This window comes from Methylosinus sp. LW3 (assembly GCF_000527115.1).
In the GTDB taxonomy this organism is placed as follows: domain Bacteria; phylum Pseudomonadota; class Alphaproteobacteria; order Rhizobiales; family Beijerinckiaceae; genus Methylosinus.
In genome coordinates, this window is the sequence record NZ_AZUO01000001.1 from 2,934,070 (window position 1) to 2,957,550 (window position 23,481).

Consider the following 23,481-nt stretch of genomic DNA (forward strand, 5'->3'; position numbering starts at 1 on the left):
ATCGATGCTCTCTGTCGCGCGTCACGCATGGGGCTTCTCCTCCGTAGCGGCCTCGCCGAGCGAGGCGGCGATCGACCGCGGCTCCGGCAGGGTCTGCTCATATTTGCCGAGCAGCGGCAGCACGACGAGGAAGTGCAGGAAGTAATAGGCCATCAATATGCGGGCGGCGATGAGATAGACGCCCTCCGCCGGCTGCGCGCCGAGATAGCCGAGGCCGACCGACACGAAGACGAAGACCCAGTAGAACTTCTTGAAGGCCGGACGATAGACGCCCGAGCGCACTTTGGAAGTGTCGAGCCAGGGCAGCGCCGCCACGATGAGGATAGAGGCGAAGAGCGCGATGACGCCGACGAGCTTGTTGGGGATGGCGCGCAGGATCGCGTAGAAGGGTAGGAAATACCATTCCGGCACGATATGCGGCGGCGTCACCAGCGGATTGGCCTCGATGTAATTATCGGGATGGCCCGTATAATTCGGCACGAAGAAGGTGAGCCAAGCGAAGAGCCCGATGAAGACCACGAGGCCGACAGCGTCCTTCAGCGTCGCATAGGGCGTGAAGGGCACGGTCTCTTTCTTTATGTCCTTCACCTCGACGCCCGTCGGATTGTTCTGCCCCGTCACATGCAGCGCCCAGACATGCAGGCCGACAATGGCCACGATGACGAAGGGCAGGAGATAATGCAGCGCGAAGAAGCGGTTGAGCGTGGCGTTGTCGACCGAATAGCCGCCGAGCAGCCAGATGGTGATGGTATTGCCCACATAGGGAATGGCGGTGAAGAGATTGGTGATCACCGTCGCCGCCCAGAAGGACATCTGGCCCCAGGGCAGCACATAGCCCAGGAAGCCGGTCGCCATCATCAGCATGAAGATCACGACGCCGAGAATCCACAGCACCTCGCGCGGCTCCTTGTAGGAGCCGTAATACATGCCGCGAAAGATGTGGATATAGACGGCGAGGAAGAACATGGAGGCGCCATTGGCGTGCGCATAGCGCAGCGCCCAGCCCCAATTCACATCGCGCATGATGTGCTCGATCGAATCGAAGGCGAGCGTCGTCTCCGGCGTATAATGCATCGCCAGAACAATGCCGGTCACGATCTGCGCGACCAGCATAAAGGAGAGGATCGCGCCGAAGGTCCAAAGATAGTTGAGATTCTTCGGAACGGGATAGGCGACGAAGGATTCGTGGATGAAGCCGAGGATCGGCAGGCGCCGCTCGAGCCAGCGCGCAAAGCCGCTCTTCGGCGTGTAAGTCGAATGTCCGGTCATGAATGTCGTCTCGGAGGTTGGGACGGCGACGGGGCCGCGATCAGCCGATCTTGATCTTGGTGTCGCTCAGGAAGGCGTAATCGGGCACTTCGAGATTGCTCGGAGCCGGACCGCTGCGAATGCGGCCGGAGGTGTCGTAGGTGGAGCCGTGGCAGGGGCAGAACCATCCGTGGAACTCGCCCTCATGGCCGGTGGGGATGCAGCCCAAATGGGTGCAGACGCCGACGACGACCAGCCACTCCGCCTTCTTCACGCGCGCCGAATCGGCCTGCGGATCGGGAAGCTCGGCGAGCGGGACGTTCTGCGCGGCCTCGATCTCCTGCTTGGTGCGGTGCCGCACGAAGACCGGCTTGCCGCGCCATTTGACGGTGACGATCTGCCCCTCGGGAATGGCCGAGATGTCGAGCTCCGTCGAGGCCAGCGCCAGCGTCGAAGCATCCGGATTCATCTGCGCGATCAACGGCCATACGGCGGCGCCCGCTGCGACCGTCGCCGCAGCTCCCGTGGCGAGGAACAAAATATCCCGGCGGCTCGGCTCCGCCTTTGTCGCATTGCTCACTTTCTGGAACCTCTCTCGCGAGTTCGACCCTGACCCCTGCCTCGGCAACGCGAATAGAAACAAATCCATCCGCAAAGGGCGCGCTTGTTTTGAGCAGTTTGGCGTGAGACCGCAAGCGGCCTTCGCGTCGCTGCGACAAATTGCGCGCTTGCCGCCGCCTCGAGGATCAGTGACCCAGCACGCCGCTCTTGTCCACAAACGGCCCTTAGGAAATTTTGTCAACCGCCGGAAGCGTCGCGCCGGCGTCGTCCCTTGACGCGAGCGCCAGCGGCGGGGCTCATGCAGGGAACTCTGAGGAGGCGCGTGAGGACGTGAGCGGCCGTTATCTGGTTTTCGTGGCGACGGTGGTCAGCCTCATCGCGGTTCCGGGGCCGGACATGCTCTATGTGCTCGGCCGCGCCCTGGCCTCGGGAGCGCGAGCGGGACGCTTCTCCGCCGCCGGCATAGCCTTCGGCTATGCGCTGCTCACTCTATTGGTGGCGGCCGGCTTTCAGCTCGTCTTCGCGGCCTTTCCGGCGCTGTTTCTCGCCCTCAAATATATCGGCGTCGCCTATCTCTCCTGGCTGGCCTTTCGGCTCATCCGCTCGGACGGCGGCTTCGAGGCGCTGAGCCGCGGCCCCGGACGCACGGATTGGGCGGCTTTTTCGGCCGGCGTCGGCACCAGCCTGCTCAATCCCAAAGGGCTCTTGTTCTATTTCGCGATACTGCCGCAGTTTTTCGACGCCGCCGACGGGCCGTTCTGGCGGCATGCGCTCGTCTATGGCTGGACGACGAGCTTTCTGTGCCTGACGCTCTATTCCGCGCTCGCCCATGCGGCGAGCTATGGCGCCCGGCGCTGGACGCCAGAGCCGGCGGCGAGCCGCAATCTCTCGCGTCTCGCCGGCGTTCTGCTGCTGATGTCGGTGCTGGCCATGCTCGGCGCCGAATGGAGCAGCGCCATAGACTCTCGCTGACGCGCCCACGGCCGCAAACGCCGCGGGCTCGACGAGAATGGGCTCATTCGGTCACGATCGGCGCGGCCGTGGGAGCGGCCGGCGTCGTGAAGTGATAATTGAGGCCGCCGCGCACGATATGGCCGGCGCTCTTCACATTGATCGGCACGGCGCCGAAATTGGTGGAATAGCTGACGCCCGAATCGGCGAGTTCTGTGTAGAGATATTCGCCCTTCACCGAGATCTTGTCCGACCAAGCGTATTCGAAGCCCGCGCCCGCGGTCCAGCCGGCGCGCACCGTCGTTCCCGTGCTCAGCTGGCCGATGGTCAGCGGAAGGACCGAGGTGAAGCCGGTCGGCGCGAAATCCGTCCCGTAGGCGAAGCCCGCCGTTCCATAAACGAGCCATTTCGGCGTGAAGGCGTAGCCGACGCGGCCGCGGAATGTGCCGAACACGCCCGTATCGGTCGGGCTCGGCGTGTTCCAGCCGCCCGTCTCGGCGTTGATCGCGCCGCGATAGCCGAAATCGGCCTCGAGGCCGAGGACGATGGTCGGCGACCATTGCCAATTATAGCCGAGCGTGCCGCCGCCGACGAAGCCCGAGCCGCGCTGAGGCGTGTCGCGGAAATAGGTGAAGGTCCCCTCGCCCAGAAGGGCGCCGGCATAGGCGCCGATATAGGCGCCCTGCCAGCTGAAGACCGGCGCCGGCGGCGGGGCCGGCGCGGCCTTGGTCGACGGGAGGTCCGCCGCAGCGGCCCCGCCCGCCGTGATCGCCGCCGCGAGGGCGACGATCGCGCGGAAGCTTTTCGTCCAATTCGACATGATACAACTCCTCATACTTTCTGCTTGTCAGTAGAGCTTGACTTTCAACGTCGCCCCGTAAGCGCGGAAAGCGTTGTCGCCGAACGTCACCGTCTGCGCCGCCGTGCTCGTGCCGATGGTCTGCGCGACGACATATCGCTGGTCGAAGAGATTCTTCGCCCAGAAATGCAGGCTGTAACGATCGTCGTCGGTCCGCAGGCCGATGCCGAAATTGACGACGGAATAGGAAGGCTGGAACACCGAATAGAGCGAGCCCGGCTGCGAGAGCTGCGTCTTGTATTTCCAGGCGAGGTTTCCATAGACGAATGCGGTGACGGGGACATCCGCGACGCCGCCGAGCCCTTCGAAGATCCGGCCGAGCGGATGTTCGTAATTCGCGCCTATGTTGAACGAATAAGGCGCGACGGGGCTGTTGCCGGAGACGCCGCCGGTGATGCGCTGACCGGAGAGATCGACGGAGAGCGGCGCCGCCACGCCATTGACGTTGGCGGATGTCGGCCAAGTCCAATCCGGAGCCGGAGCGGCGTTCTTATAGTTGATATAGCGAGCTTCCGTCAGCGCGCCGGACAGGGTGATCGACAGCCGCTCGAGCGGACTCCAACGGCCGTCGAACTCGAAGCCGCGCAGACGCACATGGCCGATATTGCCGAGATAAGTCTTGCGCAGCGGAATGCCGGTCACGTCGACGATGCTGGTGTTCACCAGGATCGACTGGAAGTCGTAGATGTCGTTCCAATAGAGATTGCCGTTCAAGGTGAGCTTGTTGTCGAACCAATTGGTCTTGATTCCGAGCTCATAGTCCCATGACACCTCCGGCTTGGTGACGACCGGCTGCCATTCCTTGAAATTACCCTTGCTGTCGGTGATCGGCAGCGCGCCGGTATTGATGGCGCCCGACTTCTCGCCACGCGCGGCGGAGCCGTAGACGAGAATGTTCTCGCTATATTTGTAGGACGGATTGATGAGGCCCGAAAGCGAGTTGCGCGTCGCCTTCTGTCCGCCGGTGTCGAAGAAGGTCGCGCCATAAGCGGTCTGCATCGCCGCCGCCTGCGCCGCCGTGTAGACGCCGCTCGCCCAGCCGAAATCCGAGCCGCCCCTGATCTCGAACGTGTCGCGCAGACCCGCGGTCAGCGACCATTGCTCATCTATGTGCCAGGTCGCCTGACCGAATTCCGCGAGGCTGAAGGTGCGCGCCTTGCCGTCCGTATGCTCCGACGTGCCGTTGAGCAGCGCCGGATTCGCGTTGAAATTATTGAGCAGCCATTGCGACGCTTGATAGCCATAGTCGGTGTGCTGATAGGACGACACCGTCTCGTATAGACTATAGACGCCCACTTGCCATTCGAGCGTCTGATCCTTGGGCGAGGCGAGGCGAACCTCCTGCGAATATTGATCGACCTTCACGTCATAGGCGTTGCCGCTGATCTGGGTGTAATTATTGCCGAGCGAGTTGCGCGGATGCAGGATGAACTCGCGCCAGGCGGAGATCGCCGTGAGCGTGTGCTCGCCGAGCTGCACATTGATCTCGTTGGAGACGCCCGTCGTGCGCTGGTCGAGATTGCCTAGGCGCGACATGACCGGCGAATAAGGGCTATTGACGAGCATCGGATAATGCAGACGCGACGCGAGATTTTGCGCATAGGTCGTGTTGGCCGCGCCATTGGCCCATACGGGGAAACTATTGCCGATGACGCCGCTGTAATTGTTGTACTCGTCCGAGCGCAGGCGATCGAAGATCAGACGGTCGGTGAAATTGTCGCCGACATAATAGAGCTGGCCGCGCACGCCCCAACGATTATTGTTGAGCAGATCGGCGCCGGTGAGCGCGTCATTGATCGCGCCGTCGCCCTTGTCCAGGAAGAAGGTGACGCGATAGGCGAGCTTATCGTCGATGATCGGCCCGCTGATATTCGTCTTCTCGATGATGCGGCTGCGATTGGCGAAGGAGGTCTCGAAGCTCGCCTCCGGCGTGAAGGACGGCAGCTGTGTGTGAATGACGACGGCGCCGACCGTCGTGTTCTTGCCGAGCAGCGTGCCCTGCGGGCCGCGCGCCACCTCGAGGCTCTGCAGATCGACGAAATCGGCCCATTGGAAGCCGACATGCGTGTAGAACACATTGTCGACGATGAGGCCGACCGCCGATTCCGAGCCATCGGCGCCGCCGGAAATGCCCGAAATGCCGCGGATCGCCATGGCGGAGGTGCGCGGATTGGTGACATAGGGAACGAAGTTCGGCACCTTCTGCGCGAAATCGCCCAGACGCTCGATATGCTCGCGCTCGGCGGTCTTTCTGCCGACGACGCTGACCGGCAGCGGCACGTCCTGGGCTTTCTCCTCGCGCAGTCGCGCGGTCACGGTCACATCGTCGACCTGCGCATTGGCGGCCGCGGCGGCGTCGGCCTGGGCGACCGCAGCGTCGGCGGCCGGCGCAGGCGCCGATTGCGCAGTCGAAGGGCCGGCCGAAACCACTCCGTAGGCCAGAACGCCCGCCGCGGCCAATGAGGCGAAACCGACGCTGCGCAACAAATTCGCACGCGACTCTCTCTTTGCTCCACTCGCTCTCGACATCACCACAGTTTCCCCATGTCCCGTCGCACGCGGCCCCTTGCGGAGCCGCGGCGACGGTCTACGCAGCGCTCCCCCATGGCGCGCTTACGTATAATATCTATAGACTACGTAGATTTAGTAGGGGACGTCAACAGCTTCGCTCGCCCTTCCCGGCGAGCGGCGGCCTTTCGCGCATCGCCTGTGGCGCCACTGCAACAGGGAGATTGCGCGCGCGCAAAAAAAATGCCCCGCCTCCTCACGGAGACGGGGTATTTTTCTCTCAACCCTATGATGAAAATAGAGAGTTCCGGCCGGAGCGGACGCCTGTCAGGCGGTTTGCGCAGCGCGTCTGGCGCGCCTTTCGCCGCTCGCCGCCTGGGGGACGGGAATGGAGCGCCGCAGGCGCCGCCATGCCAGCACCACGGCGCTGGCGCTCAGCGCGACGCCGAAGGAGACCCAGACGCCCATCCAGCCCCACCAGAGCCAATGATTGCGGAACCAGCCGAAATCCCAATGATGCACGGCCGAATAGACCCAGCGATAGACGCGCCGGCTCGTGTCGAATTTCGCGAGCAGGCGGCCGTCTGTCGGATCGACATAGAGAGACGTATGCTCGGCGTCGGCGAAATCGACGCGCAGCACGGGCAAGGGCTTGTCGAGCGCCGTCTGCCGATGATTGGCGAAATAATAGGAATCGTAATCGGCGAGCGTCTCGGCGCCGGCGATGGCGACGCCCTCCTTCAGCCGAGTCGCGGCGGCGAGAAGCGATTGCTCGCCGAGGCCGGCGACGGCGCCCGGAACGGCGACGGCGCGGCGCGCGCCGTCACGCGATTGCGCGAGCAGCAGCGCCTCCTCGCCGAGGCGGCTCCAGGACAGCTCGACGACATCGGCGGCGAGGCCGAGCGCGGCTGTGGGCCGCCAATCGGCGAAAGCCTGCGGAAGCGCGGCGCCGCGATAGCGCGCCAGCTCCTCCCGGCTCGCGGTCGCCTGCGAGAAGATCTGCCCGGGATTGGTGGAGAGAAAGCCGCTCGCCGCCCAGAAGAAAGCGAAAGTCCCGCCGATGAGTCCGGCCCAGAAATGATATTTCAGCCAGGTCTCGCGATAGGGCTGCGTGCGTCCGCGCGCATAGGTCGGACGGCCGAAAAATCCCGGCTTCCATTTGATCCAGCCGATGACGATGCCGCTGAAGGCGCCGATGGCGGCGAAAAATCCGACATAGGTCAGCGCGTCGCGGCGATAATCGCCGGCGCCGAGCACATCCAGCCAGCGGAAGAGATGCAGCCAATTGCCGGCGTAGATGAAAGCGCGCTCGACTCGCGTCGATACTTGCGCGACCTCGCCCGTGCGCGCCGAGACGATGATCTGCGTGCCCGCGGCGTCGCCCGTCGCGAATCGATGCAGCGGCTTCAGCGACTCGGCGTTGCGCACGCCGACGGCCGCATCCACCGTGTCGAGATAGAGCAGCGAGGGCGCGCCGAGCCAGTCGCGGGCGATTCGTTCCGCCGCCTGCAGGTCGACCTCGACCAGCGCGCCATTCGTCGCCGACAGGGCGAAGCGCCGGCCGGCGCCGTCCTCGATGAGCCAGATCGGCTCCTCGCCCAGCCGCAGCAGCCGCGCGTCGGCGAGGCCACTCTCGGCCTTGGCGCCACCGCCATGCGCGTGACGGCCTCCGCCTCCCGTTCCACCGCCATGCCCCATTCCGCCGCCGGCAGCCTCGCCACCGGCCTTGACGGCCTGCGCGCGGGCCGCAGCGCTGGCGCTCAGCGCCTCGCCCAGCGAGAGCCAGCCGTCCTGCGGAAGAAGCGCCGGCGCATGCGCCAGCCGCTGCGCGCGATCGATTGTCGGCGAGCCGATGAAGGCGATGGAAAATCCGGTCGAGAACCAGACGAGCATGAACAGCGCCAATACGACGCCCACCCATCGGTGCAGAAAGAGCAAGATCGACATTCGTGACGCTCCGCCTCGCGCTGAATGGCCGCGGCGGCGGTTCCGCCCACGGCGAAATCAGGAAAAAATCGCCGCGAAATTTAATTGATAAACACGACTAGGTAAATAGGAATATATCCGCTTTTCCCCGCCTTCGCAGGGCGATGGACGCCGAGCGCCGCCGCGCCGGCAGCCCCCTCCCCGCGCAGGATTGCGTGTTCGCCACAGGGGGAATCTCCACAATCGCGAAGCCGTCGTCTTCGGCGCTAGCGTTTCTCCTGCGCCTCGGACGCTCGCGACATTTCATGAGATCGCGATCGATGAGCCGAGCGCTCTGCGGAGGAGCGGCGTGGGCACCTATATTGCGCATACGCGACGCAAGACGAAGCCGAGCAAGGCGGAGACGTCGACGATCGACGCGGAGGCGATGGCGGCGCGCGAGCAGGCGCTCGCAGCGCTGCGCGAGCAGCAGCGCATAGAGGCGGAGCGCCAGCGCGCCGAGAAGGCCGCGCGCGCCCTGCGCCGCGCCGTGAGCAAGCGCATGGCCCCCACCGATCCAGACACATCGGGACGGCGCCGCACGGCGACGCGCGCCGCCGGCATCATGCTGATCTCGGCGACCGGCGGCTTGCGCACACACAGCGTCTCGCTGTTTCGCGGCTCTGGACGCGCCGGCTCCGATCTCTGGCTCGCCGATGTGCAATTCGAGCAGGAGAAAGGCGTCGCCCATTTCATCAATGATCTCGCGACGCCGGCCGACAAGGATGCGCTGCATGCGATGCGCGCGCTCGCGCCGCGAATCGCCGAGCACATTTTCCTCGGCGCGCCGCCGCAGGACGGCGTCGATGACCGCAATATGAACACCGCCTTTCGTCTGGCGCAGTCCTTCATGCACAAGACGCATTACACCGCCTCGCTCTCAGAAGAGGAGAAGCAGCGGCTGAGCTTCTCCATCTTCGAGGAGCTGCAATCGGTCACAGCGATGCGGCTGCGGCATTTGCAAAAGGAGCTGGAGCGCACCGTCGAGATTCTCATGCACAAGACGAAATTGTCGCGCTCGGAATGCAACGGCCTGCTCGCGCCGATCTACGAGGGATATGAGGAATTCCGCCGCGCCGAACAGGAAGGCGGGCCGCGGCGCGCGCCGCAGCACGAGGCGCCGGCGCCGATCGAGCCGCTCGAGGAAGACCTCCCCGCGACGGGCACGCATGGTCGGTGAAGCGGTCGCGACAAGCGCGATCGTCGCGCCGCGTCAGCCGATCGCGAGATAGACGACGAATCCCGAGCCGAGCAGCAGCAGAGCGGCGAGAACGACAAGCTCGAACACGCCAGCGTCGAAACCATGCTGCGCCTCGTCGGCGATGAGACGCCGCGTGCGGATGAAACGCACGGTTGCGACGACGATCAGCGCGACTCCTCCGAGCACCAGCAGGCCGCCGCCTCCACCGCTCGTCAATGGTCCCGACAATTTTTCGAAACGCTGCAAGATCGGACCGCGCTCTACCTCCGGTAGCGTGATGCTGATCGTATGCACGAAAAGGTCGAATTTTTCGATCACGAAGCCGAGCGCCATGATCGCAATGCCGGTGCGAACCCATGCGAGAAACGTCCGCTCATTGGCGGCGTGGCTGACATAATCGCGAATCATGGCGTCTCCTCTCTCGCGGCCGGGGAACGCGATTCGCGCGGTCGCGGGCGCGACGAGTCGACGCGTATTGAACCCCTTCGACGACGCGATAGATAGCCCGGGGTCGATCCGCAGACATCTTCGGAGCATCCGTCATGATTTATCCGATGCGAAGCCTCACGGCCGCCATTGTGATCGCCGCGAGCGCCGCCGCCGCCCAGGATTGTCGATCGACGAACGACTCCGGCGCCACGCGATGCGTGGCGGGCGTGCTCTACCGATGCACATGCACGCGCGGAATCGGCGCGACCACCTGCACATGGGACAATGCGGCGGCGCTGTGCTCGGCGCTCTCCGCCAATCGCGCGCCGACGGGCGACATAGAAGCGAAGGAGGAGCCGGCGGCGAGCGCCCCCGAGCTGGCGCCGTGACGCTCGACCGTGACGATCAGATGCCGGCGCCGAAGGTGAAGGATTCGCTCAGCGGCTTCGCCTGCGTGACATTGCTGCCCGCCGGCACGCCATGCGTCAGCCAGACATTGCCGCCGATCACCGAGCCGCGGCCGATAGTGATGCGGCCGAGCACTGTGGCGCCGGCGTAGATCACCACATCGTCCTCTATGATCGGGTGACGCGCGCCGCCCTTCACCAGCGCGCCGTCCGCATCGACCTCGAATCGCTTGGCGCCCAGCGTCACCGCCTGATAGAGCCGCACATTCTTGCCGATGACGGCGGTCTCGCCGATGACGACGCCGGTGCCGTGATCGATGAAGAAGGCTTCGCCGATCTCCGCGCCGGGATGAATGTCGATTCCCGTCGCCGAATGCGCGATCTCCGAGACGAGCCGCGCGAGCATGGGCGCGCCGAGCAGATAGAGACGATGCGCGAGCCTGTGGCGAATGATCGCCGAAAGGCCGGGATAGGAGAACACCACCTCGTCGAGGCTCTTGGCCGCAGGATCGCCCTCATAGGCGGCGCGAATATCGGTGTCGAGCAGCGCGCGTATCCGCGGCAGCGCCTGCGCGAATGCATCGACGATCTCATGCGCGTGCGAGCGATGGTCGATGGTTCCGTCGTCGGAGCCATTGGCCAGCAATTGCAGCTCGCGCCGCACCTGCTCGCGCAAGGCGCGCAGGCTCTTGTCCAGCGTGTAGAGCACGAAGCCGTCGGCGCCGTCGGTGGTCAGCTCCGGCGGACCGAAATGGCGCGGATAGAGGCTCGCCGCGAGCCCATCGATGATTTCCATCGTCGCCTCGCGCGAGGGCAGCTCGGGCAGGCGCCCGTCGCGATAGCGGCGCTTCTGCGCGGCGCGGCGCAATTCGCCGAGCTCCGCGACGATGCGGCCGAGCTGCGGAAAGCCGCTGAGCTCGGACCCATTTCCTGCATGCGGCCCATGCTTTGCTTCCGTCACCGCGCCGCTCCTTCGACAGGCGGCGGAAACCGTCGCCTCATTATATTCAGTCTATAAATCTACTACACTACTAAAGGATCGACAACAACCGCCGAGTCGGCTGGCGCGTCGGCCTCCGAGCCCTTAAATCTCCCGCGAAGTCCGAGGGATCCGATGACGACCGAAAATCCGCTGCTCTCCGCCTCGACCAAAGCTTTCGGCCTGCCGGCCTTCGGCGCGCTGAAGGCCGAGCACTACCGTCCCGCCTTCGAGGCCGCCATGGCGGAAAATCTGGCCGAGATCGCGCGCATCGCCGATGATCCTTCGCCGCCCGATTTCGAGAACACGATCGCCGCTCTCGAGCGCTCCGGCCGCCTCCTCGCGCGCGTCGGCGGCGTCTTCTGGAATGTCGCCGCGACCGACACCACGCCCGAGCTGCAGGAGATCGAGCGCGACATATCCGGCGCGCTGGCGCGGCACGAGAATGAAATATTGCTGAATGCCGCGCTGTTTTCCCGCGTCGATGCGCTCTATGCCCGCCGCGACGCGCTGGCGCTGACCGACGAGCAGGCGCGCGTGCTGGAGCTGACGCATAAGCGCTTCCTGCGCGCCGGCGCGAAGCTCGACGAGACGGCGAAGCGCCGCATGGCCGAAATATCCGAGCGCCTCGCCAATCTCACCACCGCTTTCGCGCAGAATGTTCTCGCCGACGAGGCCGATTATCTTCTGCTGCTCGACGAGACCGATCTCAACGGCCTCTCCGAGGATTTTCGCGCCGCCGCCGCCAATGTCGCGCGCGAGCGCGGCGTGCCGGGCAAATTTGGCGTCACTCTGGCGCGCTCGAGCGTCGAGATTTTTCTGCAGAGCTCGACGCGCCGCGATCTGCGCGAGACCGCCTTCCGCGCCTGGGCCAGCCGCGGCGAGAATGGCGGCGCGACCGATAATCGCGCGCTGATCGCCGAGATTTTGCGCCTGCGCGAGGAGCGCGCGCAGCTCAACGGCTTTGCGAATTTCGCCGCCTATAAGCTCGACGACACGATGGCGAAGACGCCGACAGCGGTGCGCGAACTCTTGGATCGCGTCTGGGCGCCGGCGCTGGCGGCGGCGAAGGCGGAGCGCGACGATCTGCAGGCGCTCGCCGAACGCGACGGCGCCAATGTCGCGATCGGCGCCTCCGACTGGCGCCATTACGCCGAGCGCGTGCGCAAGGAGCGCTATGATCTCGACCAGGCGGAGCTGCGTCCCTATTTCCAGCTCGATCAGATGATCGCTGCGGCATTTCATGTCGCAACACGTTTGTTCGGCCTCTCCTTCGTCGAGGTGGAAGGCCTCGATCTCTATCACCCGAGCGTGCGCGCCTTCGATGTCCGCGATGCGAAGGGCGAGCATGTCGCGCTCTTCCTCGGCGATTATTTCGCGCGCCCCTCCAAGCGCGGCGGCGCCTGGATGTCGGAATTCCGTAGCCAGGAAAATCTCAGCGGACGCATTCGTCCCATCGTCGTCAATGTGCTGAACTTCTCACGCGCGCCCGATGGCGCGCCGACGCTGCTCAGCCTCGACGACGCGCACACTTTGTTCCATGAGTTCGGCCATGCGCTGCACGGCATGTTGTCGGACGTCACCTATCCGCTCGTCGCCGGCACCAATGTCGCGCGCGATTTCGTCGAGCTGCCCTCGCAGCTCTACGAGCATTGGCTGCTGGAGCCGGAAATTCTCCGTAGCTTCGCGCGCCACGCCGAGACCGGCGCGCCCATGCCGGAGGAATTGCTCGAGCGCATCCAAAAGTCGCGGCACTTCAACCAGGGCTTCGCCAGCGTCGAATTCTGCGCCTCCGCCTATGTCGATCTCGATCTGCACGAAAGCGCCATAGACGAGAGCTTCGACGCGCCTCGCTTCGAGCGCGAGAGCCTCGCGCGCATATCGATGCCGGAAGAGATCGTGATGCGCCACAGGACGCCGCATTTCACCCATGTCTTCGCCGGCGACGGCTATTCGGCCGGCTATTACTCCTATCTCTGGGCGGAGACGCTCGACGCCGACGCCTATGAGGCTTTCCTCGAGGCCGGCGATCCTTTCGCGCCCGACATTGCCGAACGCTTGCGCCGTCACATCTACGCCGCCGGCGGAACGCAGGACCCGGCCGAGGCCTATGTCGCCTTCCGCGGCCGCATGCCGAATGTCGATGCGCTGCTGCGCCAGCGCGGCTTCGCCCGTTAGCCGAACGAGAGCGCAGCGGCGCGCCCCACGAATGTCATATTCGTCGCCGCTATGCTGATCGCATGACGACGCCTCCCTCCCCTTCCAAACGCAGCGCCATCGCGCCCTTCATCGCGATGGATGTGCTGAGCGAAACGCGCGAGCTCGAGCGGCAGGGCCGCCGCATCGTCCATATGGAGCTGGGCGAGCCCGGCGCGCCGGCGCCGCTCGCCGTGCGCGAGGCCGCGGCGCGCGCGCTCGCCGAAGGCGCCATCGGCTATGCGGAAGCGCTCGGCCGGCCAGCGCTACGCCAGCGCATCGCGCGCCATTATGGCGAGGCCTATGGCGTCGAAGTCTCGCCGGAGCGCGTCATCGTCACCACCGGATCGTCGGGCGCTTTTCTGCTGGCCTTTCTCGCTGGTTTCGATCCGGGCGCGCGCATCGCCATGACGGCGCCGGGCTATCCGGCCTACGCCAATATCCTCGCCTCGCTCGGCCTCGAGCCCGTGCTGATCGATGTCGGCGCCGACACGCGCTATTCGCCGACCGCCGCTCTGCTCGAGGCGGCGCATCGCGCAAAGCGCCTCGACGGCGCGCTGCTGGCGAGCCCGGCCAATCCGACCGGAGCGATGATTCCGAGCGACGAATTTGAAAAAATCTGCGCCTTTTGCGAGGACGCCGGAATTCTTTTCGTCTCCGACGAGATCTATCACGGCCTCTCCTATGAGCGCGCTTGCGAGACGGCGCTGGCGCATTCGCGCAACGCCATCGTCGTGAACAGTTTCTCCAAATATTACGCGATGACCGGCTGGAGGCTCGGCTGGCTGGTCGCGCCAGAATCCTTGGTGCGGCCGATGGAGCGGCTGCAACAATCGCTCGCCATCTCCGCGCCGACGCTGGCGCAGATCGCCGCGCTCGAGGCTTTCGACGCGAAGGCGGAGCTCGAGGCGGTGAAGGCCGGCTATGCGCGCAGCCGCGCGCTCTTGCTGGAACGGCTGCCACAATTGGGCTTCGCCGATTTCGCGCCGCCGGACGGCGCCTTTTACATCTACGCCGATATCTCGCGCTTTTCCGCGGATTCGGCCGCCTTCTGCAAGCGCATGCTGGAGGAGGCCGGCGTCGCCGTCACACCCGGAATCGATTTCGATCGCGCGCGCGGCAAGCGCATGCTGCGCTTCTCCTACGCCGGGCCGGAGAGCGAGGTGCGTCTCGGCCTCGAGCGTCTCGCAGCCTGGCTCGGAAAGTGAACCGACCTTTTAAAACAAAGGCAGCGTAACGGCGACGCGCGCGCCGCCTTTCGAGGCACGGCCGATCGTCACCTCGCCGCCATGCGCCTCGACGAGCGCGCGCACAATGGCGAGGCCGAGGCCGGCGCCGCCCGCGCCGCGACTGCGCGATGTCTCCAGCCGGCTGAACGGCTCCAGCATCAGCGCGCGCTGCGCCTCCGGGATTCCCGGCCCTTCGTCCTCGACGGCGATCTCGACGCAGGCGCCGCGCAATGTGAGAGAAGCGTGCGCGGCATGGCCATATTTCAGCGCATTGTCGATAAGATTGGCGAAGACGCGACGTAGCGCCAATCGATCTCCGAGAACGATCGCATCGGCGACGCCGCCCAAATCTATATCGACAGCTGCGCTCTGCGCGCGATCCTCGATCTCGGCGCGAAGCAGCGCCGCGACATCGATCATCTCGCGCGCGAGCTCACCCGCGCCGGCGCGGCTCGAGAGAAGCGCATCGTCGAGCAGCCGGATCATATCGTCTATATCCGCAATGGCGCGGCTCCGCTCGCCATCGTCGGCGATCGCTTCGACGCGCAGCCGCAGGCGCGTCGCGAATGTGCGCACGTCATGCGAAATGCCGCCGATCAGCGCCATGCGCGCGCGCAGGAGACCGAAGAGCCGCGCCTGCAATCGCTCGAAGGCGGCGACGAGCGCGCGCACTTCCGGCGCATTGCCGCGCTGGCGCGGCAGCGGCGCCGGCTCGCCGGAAAGATCGATCGCGTCGACCGCGGCGGCGAGACGCGCGATCGGCTTCGTCTCGCGATGCATGACGAGCAGCGCGGCGAGCGCCACGAGCGTGCCGAAAAGGCCGGCGAGCAGCCCGACCGGAACGCCCGAACGCGCCACCATCATCGCGCCGCGCGTGTCGATGAGCAGAGTCTCGCCGCCGCTCAATGAGATGCGGAACTCGAGCGCATTAGAGAGCGCGCCCGCGAGACGCGGAAATCGGCGGCCGATCGGCAAAGTGGGGCGCCATTCCAAAACCAGCGCGCGGCCGTCCAGCGCGGCGGCATAGTCGCGGCGAATGTCTTCCGCGACGAGCGGACCGGACGGCGTCGCGACCACGCCGGCCGGCAGAAGCCGCGGCGCGAATAGCGGCGACGCCACCGCCTCCAGCGCCAGCGCGCGCATTTGCGGCGGCGTGCGCTCGATCAGCTCGACGACGGCGGCGACATGTTCGGGGGTCGGCCGTGCGCGCGCGCTCTCATCCGCGGTGAAGCGATAGAGAGCGGCGATGGCGGCGACCCAAACGGCGGTCAGGCTCACGATGACGATGAGCGTGAGGCGCGCGGCTATGGTCCAGCGCGACATCATGAGAGGCGCCGAACCTCGGCTTTGAACAAATAGCCGCCATTGCGCACAGTGGCGATGAGATCGCCGCTCGCGCCCGCCGCATCGAGCTTCTTGCGCAGGCGCGAGACCAGCATGTCGATCGCGCGATCGAAAGGATCGGCGTTGCGGCCATGCGTCCAATCGAGCAATTGATCGCGCGTCAGCACGCGGCGCGGATGCTGGGCGAAACAGGCGAGCAAATCGAATTCCGCGCTGGTCAGCGCGATCGGCGCGCCGGCGGATTCGAAGTTGCGCGCGTCGAGATCGAGCACGAAGCGATCGAAAGAATAGCGCCGGCTCGCCGGCCGGCTCGGCTCCGCCTGCGCACGGCGCAGCAGCGCGCGCACGCGGGCGAGCAATTCGCGCGGCCCGAAAGGCTTCGTCAGATAATCATCGGCGCCCATTTCGAGGCCGACGACGCGATCGATCTCGTCGCTTTTCGCCGTCAGCATCAGGATCGGCAGAGAATCGCTCGCGCGCAAGCGCCGGCAGATGGAGAGGCCGTCCTCGCCCGGCAGCATCAGATCGAGGATCAACAAATCCGGCCGCGCGAGAGAGAGCGATTCGTCCATCGCTCGCGCGTCCTGCGCGAGAATGAGCTCGAAGCCCTCGCGGCGCAAAAAATCGCCGACCAGCCGGCCGATCTCTGGATCGTCCTCCACCATCAGAATTCGGGCCGCGGGCGCGCTCATGAGGCAAATGTCGATCCACCGCGCCTTTCAGGCAAGAGCGCGAGAGGCGCTGTTACACGATGTTACGAAAGCGCGACAAAAGGAGACGAAAAGTCGCGCGGCGGTGATCGGCGCAGGACGAAGCGCGCGCATCCTCATCCTCACGTCGAAGCATCGACGGCAAGAGGAAGAGGAGATTTCACATGTTTCGATCCATCGCCGCTCCGGCTCTGGCCGCGCTGATGACATTCGCCGCCGTGTCCGAGGCCGACGCCTGGACGCGCAGCGGCTCTTTCACCGGTCCGCGCGGGACGAGCAATTGGGGCTCCTCGCGAAGCTGCGCCGGCGGCTCGTGCTCCTGGAGCGGCGGCGGTTCCGGCCCTCGCGGAGCCTGGAGCCGTTCCGGCTCGGCGAATTGCGGCGGCGGCTCCTGCAATGTCAGCAGCCAAGGCTCTGGTCCGCGCGGCCGCTCCTATGACTACACGCGCTCCGTCTCGCGTTGAGAGCAGGAGACCCATCATGCCGCAACTCACCAATTCCCCGATCGACCTCCATGCGAGGCTGATCATTCTCGCCGCCGCCATCGGCTTCATGGCGCTCGAATATGCATTCGCGCGTTTTACCGCGCACGAGCGTCACGATCTGCGCGAGAGCGCCGCTTCGCTGGGCGTAGCGCTCGGGCGCTCGCTGCTGCGCGGGGCCGAGGCGCTGATCATGGCCGGGCCTTACGCCTTCGCCTATGAGCATCGCCTCCTCGATTTCGATCCGACCAGCGCGCTCGCTCTCGTCGCGCTCTTCATCGGCGTCGAATTCTTCTATTATTGGGACCATCGCGCCTCGCATCGCGTGCGCTGGCTGTGGGCGACGCATAGCGTTCATCATTCACCGACGCGCATGAATTATACGGCGGCGGTGCGGCTCGGATGGACGGCGGGGCTCTCGGGCAATTTCCTGTTCTTCCTGCCGCTCGCCTTCATCGGCTTCCACCCCATCGCCATAGCGCTGATGCTGACCGGCAATCTGCTCTACCAGTTCTTCATCCATACGGAGTTCTGCCCGCGCTTGGGCGCGCTGGAATATGTGCTGAACACGCCGGCGCATCATCGCGTGCATCACGCCTCCAACGAATCCTGTCTCGACAGGAATTACGGCGGCGTGCTGATCGTCTTCGATCGCCTGTTCGGCACATTCGCCGAGGCGCCGAAGCAGGAAGCGCTGCGCTACGGGCTCGTCGGCGGAACGCCGAGCTTCAATCCGCTGAAGATCGCGCTCGGTGAATGGGCCGCAATGTTCCGCGACGCCGCCGCCGCCGCCGATTGGCGCGCTGCGCTGCGGGCATTGTTCGCGCCGCCCGGCGCATCCGAGGAAACGCCCCGCCACAGAGAGGCGAAGGCCATCACAGCCTGAGTTTTTTCAAAAAGAGGAGAATGACGATGAATAAAACGACGCTTTACGCCCTCGCCGCAGTGGCGCTCGCCCTGGCCGCGGGTCCGGCCGCAGCGCAGACGGCGCCCGCCGGCGCCAAGGCCGATGCGATGAAGAAAGCCTGCAAGGAGGATTATCAGCGCTTCTGCAGCGGCGTCATGCCGGGCGGCGGCCGCATCATGGCCTGCCTGCAGAACCATGCGTCGGAACTCGGGCCGGATTGCGCGAAGGCGCTCGGCAAGTAACTCGGCACGTAAGCTCGCGGAAAAGATAGGCGCGACGGCGAGGCCGTCGCGCTTTTTTCGTCATTCGCCGCCGAGCGAGGCCTTGGCCCGCTGCCACCAGCCGCCCTTCTTGGGGCGATTGGGGTCGGCCTCGGTGATGATCGTCTCGGTCGGCTTGCGCGGCGGAGCCGGCGGAGCGTCGGCCTCATGCACGATCGGAGACGGCGGAGCCGCAGGCTCCGGCGCAGGGGCCGCGGGAGCCTCGGGCGCAGGCGCGCTAGGGGCGGCGGCCGCGACAGGCGGAGCCGAATCGGCAGGGGCTTCCGAGGCCGAGGCTTCCGGGACCGGAGCCTCCGGGACCAACGCCTCGACGATCGGAGCAGCCTCCGTCACGACGGGAGCCGGAGGCGCCTCGGTCGCCTCATAAGGCGGGATATGCGCCTCGGCCGGGGAAACAGCCGCGTCGGCGGCGCCCTCGTCGAGCGGGAAAGCGCCCTGCTCGCGAAATTCGGGCGGCAGCGGCGAGGAGCGCGTCCAACGGCCGGCGCGGCGACCGCGTCCGCCGCGGCTGCCGCGTTCGGCAGGACGCGGAACCTCATTGGAGGGCGCTGTGGGAACGCCATCGATCTCCGCGACAATGGCGAGGCCTTCATCCGACGGCTGCTCGGCGCCCGGCGCCGGCGCTTCTCCGCCGGAGAGTCCGCCGCCGCGTCCGCGACGACGGCGCCGACGGCGCGCCCGCGGCTGGTCCTCGCCCTCGCCCTCTTCCTCGGCGAAGGGCGGACGCGCCGAGCGTTCCTCGCGACGCGCGACCTCGGGCCGGCGCTCGACGATCTCATCATCCTCGGCGCCCGCATCGGCCTCGGCCTCGACCTCGATCTCGTCCTCGAGATCGGCGAGCGAATCGACGCGCAGCGCGTTCTGGGCCGGAAGCTCGCGCACGCCGGTGGCCGGCTCGCCGCGCTCCAGCGCATGATAAGAGGTGCCGGTCAGGCTGTCGTCGGCGGAGACGGTGATGGCGACGCCGAAGCGGCGCTCCAGAGCCTGCAGATGGTTGCGCTTCTGATTGAGAATATAGAGCGCCACCACAGTGCGCGTGCGCAGGCTGATGTCATGCGCTGCGCTCTTGATGAGCGCATCCTCGAGCACGCGCAGCACATGCAGCGCGATCGAGGCGGTGGAGCGCACCGTGCCGGCGCCGGCGCAATGCGGGCAAGGCACGGTCGAGCCCTCGAGCACGCCGGCGCGAATGCGCTGGCGCGACATTTCGAGCAGGCCGAAATGCGAGATGCGGCCGACCTGAATGCGGGCGCGGTCGTTCTTCAGCGCATCCTTCAAGCGGCGCTCGACGGCGCGATTGTTGCGGCTCTCCTCCATGTCGATGAAATCGACGACGATGAGGCCGGCGAGATCGCGCAGGCGCAACTGGCGGGCGACCTCGTCGGCCGCCTCCAGATTGGTGCGCAGCGCCGTGTCCTCGATATTATGCTCGCGGGTGGAGCGGCCCGAGTTCACGTCTATGGCGACCAGCGCCTCGGTCTGATTGATGACCAGATAGCCGCCCGACTTCAGCGTCACCTGATTGGAGAATAGCGCGTCGAGCTGCGCCTCCGCGCCGGCCGAGGCGAAGATCGGATTGGGATCGCGATAGAGGCGGACATTCTTGGCGTGGCTCGGAATGAGCATGCGCATGAAGTCCTTCGCCTCGCGATAGGACTCCTCGCCAGAGACGATGACCTCCTCGACGTCGCGGCCGTAGAGGTCGCGGATGGCGCGCTTGATGAGCGAGCCTTCCTCATAGACCAGCGTCGGCGCGCTGGAGCGCAGGGTCAATTCGCGCACGCTCTCCCACATGCGCAGGAGATATTCGAAGTCGCGCTTGACCTCGGCCTTGGTGCGGGTGGCGCCGGCGGTGCGCAGAATGACGCCCATGCCCTCCGGAACCTCGAGCTCCTGCACGATCTCCTTCAGGCGCTTGCGATCGGCGCCGTCGGTGATCTTGCGGGAGATGCCGCCGCCGCGCGCGGTGTTGGGCATCAGCACGGAATAGCGGCCGGCGAGCGAGAGATAGGTGGTCAGCGCCGCGCCCTTGTTGCCGCGCTCCTCCTTGACGACCTGCACGAGCAGAACCTGGCGGCGCTTGATGACCTCCTGGATCTTATATTGACGGCGCGAGCGCGAGGGCCGGTGCGGCACCTCTTCCATAGCGTCGCCGCCGATATGCTCGACGTGCTCTTCCTCGTCCTCGTGCTCTTCCTCGTCGTCATGGTCGTCGTCGCGGCGGCGGCGGGCCTCGGCCTCCTCGCGCTCGACCTCATGCTCCACATAGCGCTCGCTCTGGTCCCGCTCGTCCTGACGACGGGCCTTGACCTCGTGATCGGCCTCGGCCGGCTCGGCCGGCGTTTCCTCGACATGGCCGACCTCGACGACGCCGAAGCCCTGCGGATCGATGGCGATCGGCTCGGCCTCGTCGGCCTCCTGCGGGCTCGCCTCGGCAGAAGGGCTCTCGGCGAGCGATTCGGGCTCCGCGCTCTCGGCGCGGATCTCTTCCGCCGGCGCCTCGGCCGACACAGCCTCCTCGGCGGCGTCGGTCTCCTCGCTCTCGGAAGCGCTCTCGGAAATCACCTCGTCGGAATTGGCGCGCTTCTCGGCGCCGTCCGAATGGCGGCGGCGCGAGCGGCGACGACCTCCGCCACCGCCATGGGAGCGCGGCTCCTCGTCCTCCTGCTGATGGACGCGGCTCTCCTCCTCGAGCAGAGCGATCCGATCGGCGACGGGAATCTGATAATAATCAGGATGAATTTCGGCGAAGGCCAGAAAGCCGTGGCGATTGCCGCCGTAATCCACGAAGGCGGCCTGGAGCGAAGGCTCCACACGCGTGACCTTGGCGAGATAGATATTGCCGCGCAGAGGCCTTTTGTCGGCGGCTTCGAAGTCGAATTCCTGAACGCGATTGCCACGTAGCACGACTACGCGGGTTTCCTCCGGGTGGGAGGCGTCGATGAGCATTTTGTTGGCCATGAGAAACTCTTTGCGGCGCGACGCGAGGCGACGCCGGCGGTCTCGAGCGAACGTCCCGTGAGGGACGATGCGACCGCGGTCCGGCGAAGCGTCGGAGCGTCGACGCGTGTCTTCTGGGAGTTGGTGTCGATCGCGAAACATCGGATACGCGAACCGGCGCGACCGCCGGCGAACTGGGCGAGAGGCCCGACCGGCCGCCGAAGCGGGACCGACCAGGAGCCGAAGTGACGACGGCTCGGCGCGACAGCGCGAATCGATACGCCCCCCGGCGCGCGATACTCTCGCGCGGAGCGGGGCCTCGATTGGCGGCATGTCATGGACTTCGCCATGAGCTCGTCACAAAAACCTTATGTCACAGCGCCTTACGGCGGCGCCCGCCCGTCCGGAACCCGCGCGCGAGGCGTGCATTCGAACGTAATTCGTTCCGCGGAAAAAACGCCGTCCGTCCCGAGACGGTTCCCGGCGCCGTAAAATGCCGAAATTGCGCGAGGCGTATTTCGAACCCTTCCACGGAACGTTTCCATACATAATGTCTCGAAGGCGACACCGCAAGTTGGCCGAAGGCTCCGCCCACAGGCTGGCGCCCGAAATGGCCGAAAAAGCGCGCAATTCTCTTTTTTTCGAAGCGAATTCCGAGCGATCGGACGATTCCGCGCCATTGATCGCTTTTGGGGCGCGAGTTCCGATCTATCGAACGAACCCGTTCGATCGGAACGCGCCATCATTCTCTTTTGTCGAGCGAATTCTGATCGATCGAACGAATTCCTTTCGATCGGAACGCGCTCTAACGTCGCGTTAACCAGTTATCCTCAGAAAGATTTCGGGGTCGCGCGCATGCGCGAGCCGCGCCATATTATCAACGGGCGAACGCGCAAGCGGGGCGATTCAGAACATGGACGAGAAGCGACCGACGGGGGCCGGGCCTTCGCGGAGAGGCGGGCGACGTGCGCCTGCGCTGCGATTTGCGGCGGCGGCCCTCTGTCTCGCCCTCGCCGGCTCGCCCGCAGCGGCCGGGCCGGCCGCGCCCGAGCCGCTCTCGGCCATCGCCGTCCGCATGGAGCAGCAGAAGGACCACGCCCGTCTGGTCTTCGAGACGACGGCGGAGGTGAATCCGACGGTATTTCCGGTCGCCGATCCCTATCGAATCGTCGTCGATCTCCCGGAGATGGCCTTCCGCCTCGACCCGGAGATCGGCCGCCCGGCCAAGGACAAGCGCGGCGGCGACGATCTCGTGACCTCCTTCCGATTCGGTCATTTCGCGCCCGGACGCTCGCGAATCGTCATCGACCTCGCGCGGCCGGCCAAGATCATTCGCGCCGCGAGCGATTCGAAGCTCGGGACCCCGCGCCTCGTCATCGAGCTCGAGCCCACCGATGCGGCGAGCTTCGCCGCCGAGGCGTCCCGGCTCGCCCCTGCCCCCGCCGCCAGAACCGCGGCCGAGGCGCCGCCCCCCGCGGCCGACGCCAAGCCGCTGCTGGTCATCGATCCCGGCCATGGCGGAGTCGATGTCGGCGCCGCCGGCCCGCATGGCGAGCAGGAGAAGACCATCGTCCTCGAATTCGCCCGCGCGCTGAAGGGCAAGCTCGAGGCGGACGGCAAGATGCGCGTGCTGCTCACCCGCAATGAGGACGCCTTCATGGCGCTCGACGAGCGCGTGCGCGTCGCGCGCCAGGCCGGGGCGGAGCTGTTCCTTTCGATCCACGCCGACACGCTGGGCGAGACCAGCGTGGAGGGGGCGACGGTCTATACCGTCTCCGCCCGCGCCTCCGACGCCGAGGCGGCCAAGATCGCCGAGAAGGAAAATTTCGCCGATCGCGCCGCCGGGCTCGAGCGCAAATCCGAGGAAGCGGGCGAGGTCGGCGACATTCTCTATGATCTCACCCGCCGCGAGACGCGCGCCTATAGCCATGTCTTCGCCCGCACGCTGATCGCCTATTGGCAGACCGTCGGCCATCTCAACAAGAATCCGAGCCGCTCGGCCGGCTTCGTCGTGCTGAAAGCCTTCGATATTCCGTCCGTTCTGCTGGAGCTCGGCTATTTGTCCAGCAACCGCGATCTCTCGCGACTGCTGTCGCCGGAATGGCGCGAGCGCGCCGCGGACGCCACGGCGCAGGCGATCGAGCGCTATTTCGACGAACGCCGGGAACCGGCGCAGCTTCAGGCCAGCGCGCCCTCTCAGGCCGTGGCCACGACACAGCGCCCACAATAAAACATAAAAATTGGGATAAGGATGGGGATGGTGGGAGGCCGATTCGGGTTTCCG

The 23,481-nt window shown here is 65.9% G+C and carries 19 protein-coding genes; 9 read left to right on the forward strand and 10 right to left on the reverse strand.

Annotated features, from left to right (window positions below; all coding sequences use genetic code 11):
- Positions 1-21: 21 nt before the first annotated feature.
- Positions 22-1,269 carry a cytochrome b/b6 gene (locus METLW3_RS0114655; RefSeq protein ID WP_024880640.1) on the reverse strand — a complete coding sequence of 416 codons (1,248 nt, stop codon included), beginning with the start codon at positions 1,267-1,269 and terminating at the stop codon, positions 22-24.
- A gap of 40 nt (positions 1,270-1,309) precedes the next feature.
- Positions 1,310-1,828: a ubiquinol-cytochrome c reductase iron-sulfur subunit gene (gene petA / locus METLW3_RS0114660; RefSeq protein WP_024880641.1), complete on the reverse strand. Its 519-nt coding sequence runs from the start codon at positions 1,826-1,828 to the stop codon at positions 1,310-1,312.
- Positions 1,829-2,139: 311 nt separating this feature from the next.
- Between petA and METLW3_RS0114665 the strand changes: the two genes are divergently transcribed.
- Positions 2,140-2,781, forward strand: a complete 642-nt coding sequence (locus METLW3_RS0114665) for a LysE family translocator (protein ID WP_024880642.1) — start codon at positions 2,140-2,142, stop codon at positions 2,779-2,781.
- Between the two features lie 43 nt (positions 2,782-2,824).
- Here the strand turns inward: METLW3_RS0114665 and METLW3_RS0114670 are convergent, their stop codons facing one another.
- The 3 genes from METLW3_RS0114670 to METLW3_RS0114680 form a co-directional block, all read right to left on the reverse strand.
- Complete coding sequence (locus tag METLW3_RS0114670; RefSeq protein ID WP_024880643.1) at positions 2,825-3,580, reverse strand: outer membrane beta-barrel protein; 756 nt, start codon at positions 3,578-3,580, stop codon at positions 2,825-2,827.
- 27 nt (positions 3,581-3,607) lie between these two features.
- Positions 3,608-6,106, reverse strand: coding sequence for a TonB-dependent receptor (locus METLW3_RS0114675; RefSeq protein WP_036308952.1), 2,499 nt, complete (start codon positions 6,104-6,106; stop codon positions 3,608-3,610).
- Positions 6,107-6,454: 348 nt separating this feature from the next.
- Positions 6,455-8,074 carry a PepSY domain-containing protein gene (locus METLW3_RS0114680; RefSeq protein ID WP_024880645.1) on the reverse strand — a complete coding sequence of 540 codons (1,620 nt, stop codon included), beginning with the start codon at positions 8,072-8,074 and terminating at the stop codon, positions 6,455-6,457.
- Between the two features lie 328 nt (positions 8,075-8,402).
- Here METLW3_RS0114680 and METLW3_RS0114685 point away from each other — a divergent pair, with 328 nt between their 5' ends.
- On the forward strand, positions 8,403-9,272 hold the full coding sequence (locus METLW3_RS0114685; RefSeq protein ID WP_024880646.1) for a hypothetical protein: 870 nt from the start codon (positions 8,403-8,405) through the stop codon (positions 9,270-9,272).
- 33 nt (positions 9,273-9,305) lie between these two features.
- Here the strand turns inward: METLW3_RS0114685 and METLW3_RS0114690 are convergent, their stop codons facing one another.
- The gene (locus METLW3_RS0114690) at positions 9,306-9,701 is read right to left on the reverse strand and encodes a DUF202 domain-containing protein (RefSeq protein WP_024880647.1); all 396 of its coding nucleotides are present in this window, start codon (positions 9,699-9,701) and stop codon (positions 9,306-9,308) included.
- A gap of 134 nt (positions 9,702-9,835) precedes the next feature.
- Here METLW3_RS0114690 and METLW3_RS0114695 point away from each other — a divergent pair, with 134 nt between their 5' ends.
- On the forward strand, positions 9,836-10,111 hold the full coding sequence (locus METLW3_RS0114695; RefSeq protein WP_024880648.1) for a hypothetical protein: 276 nt from the start codon (positions 9,836-9,838) through the stop codon (positions 10,109-10,111).
- A gap of 16 nt (positions 10,112-10,127) precedes the next feature.
- Here METLW3_RS0114695 and epsC read toward each other — a convergent pair whose 3' ends face one another.
- Positions 10,128-11,018, reverse strand: coding sequence for a serine O-acetyltransferase EpsC (gene epsC / locus METLW3_RS0114700; protein ID WP_051465530.1), 891 nt, complete (start codon positions 11,016-11,018; stop codon positions 10,128-10,130).
- Positions 11,019-11,243: 225 nt separating this feature from the next.
- On the opposite strand from epsC, the gene METLW3_RS0114705 reads away from it, so the two are divergent.
- Together METLW3_RS0114705 and METLW3_RS25615 are read left to right on the forward strand one after the other, a co-directional pair.
- Complete coding sequence (locus tag METLW3_RS0114705) at positions 11,244-13,286, forward strand: M3 family metallopeptidase (RefSeq protein ID WP_024880650.1); 2,043 nt, start codon at positions 11,244-11,246, stop codon at positions 13,284-13,286.
- Between the two features lie 62 nt (positions 13,287-13,348).
- Positions 13,349-14,512, forward strand: a complete 1,164-nt coding sequence (locus METLW3_RS25615; protein WP_026599079.1) for an aminotransferase class I/II-fold pyridoxal phosphate-dependent enzyme — start codon at positions 13,349-13,351, stop codon at positions 14,510-14,512.
- 9 nt (positions 14,513-14,521) lie between these two features.
- Here the strand turns inward: METLW3_RS25615 and METLW3_RS25620 are convergent, their stop codons facing one another.
- Positions 14,522-15,859 (reverse strand): ATP-binding protein, encoded by a 1,338-nt coding sequence (locus METLW3_RS25620; protein ID WP_245267355.1) that lies wholly within the window; start codon positions 15,857-15,859, stop codon positions 14,522-14,524.
- Positions 15,856-16,569 carry a response regulator transcription factor gene (locus tag METLW3_RS0114720; RefSeq protein WP_024880651.1) on the reverse strand — a complete coding sequence of 238 codons (714 nt, stop codon included), beginning with the start codon at positions 16,567-16,569 and terminating at the stop codon, positions 15,856-15,858. Before METLW3_RS0114720 ends, METLW3_RS25620 begins: the two co-directional genes overlap by 4 nt.
- Before the next feature lie 182 nt (positions 16,570-16,751).
- Between METLW3_RS0114720 and METLW3_RS0114730 the strand changes: the two genes are divergently transcribed.
- The 3 genes from METLW3_RS0114730 to METLW3_RS0114740 are packed head-to-tail and all read left to right on the forward strand — an operon-like array spanning position 16,752 to position 18,218.
- Positions 16,752-17,051 carry a hypothetical protein gene (locus tag METLW3_RS0114730; RefSeq protein WP_051465433.1) on the forward strand — a complete coding sequence of 100 codons (300 nt, stop codon included), beginning with the start codon at positions 16,752-16,754 and terminating at the stop codon, positions 17,049-17,051.
- Between the two features lie 16 nt (positions 17,052-17,067).
- Entirely contained in the window at positions 17,068-17,955 is an 888-nt protein-coding gene (locus tag METLW3_RS0114735) for a sterol desaturase family protein (protein WP_024880653.1), read from the forward strand.
- A gap of 26 nt (positions 17,956-17,981) precedes the next feature.
- Positions 17,982-18,218 carry a cysteine rich repeat-containing protein gene (locus METLW3_RS0114740; RefSeq protein ID WP_024880654.1) on the forward strand — a complete coding sequence of 79 codons (237 nt, stop codon included), beginning with the start codon at positions 17,982-17,984 and terminating at the stop codon, positions 18,216-18,218.
- Positions 18,219-18,278: 60 nt separating this feature from the next.
- On the opposite strand, the gene METLW3_RS0114745 is transcribed toward METLW3_RS0114740, so the two are convergent.
- Positions 18,279-21,218: an Rne/Rng family ribonuclease gene (locus tag METLW3_RS0114745; RefSeq protein ID WP_024880655.1), complete on the reverse strand. Its 2,940-nt coding sequence runs from the start codon at positions 21,216-21,218 to the stop codon at positions 18,279-18,281.
- Between the two features lie 892 nt (positions 21,219-22,110).
- Here METLW3_RS0114745 and METLW3_RS0114755 point away from each other — a divergent pair.
- The gene (locus tag METLW3_RS0114755) at positions 22,111-23,427 is read left to right on the forward strand and encodes an N-acetylmuramoyl-L-alanine amidase (RefSeq protein ID WP_024880657.1); all 1,317 of its coding nucleotides are present in this window, start codon (positions 22,111-22,113) and stop codon (positions 23,425-23,427) included.
- Positions 23,428-23,481: the final 54 nt, after the last annotated feature.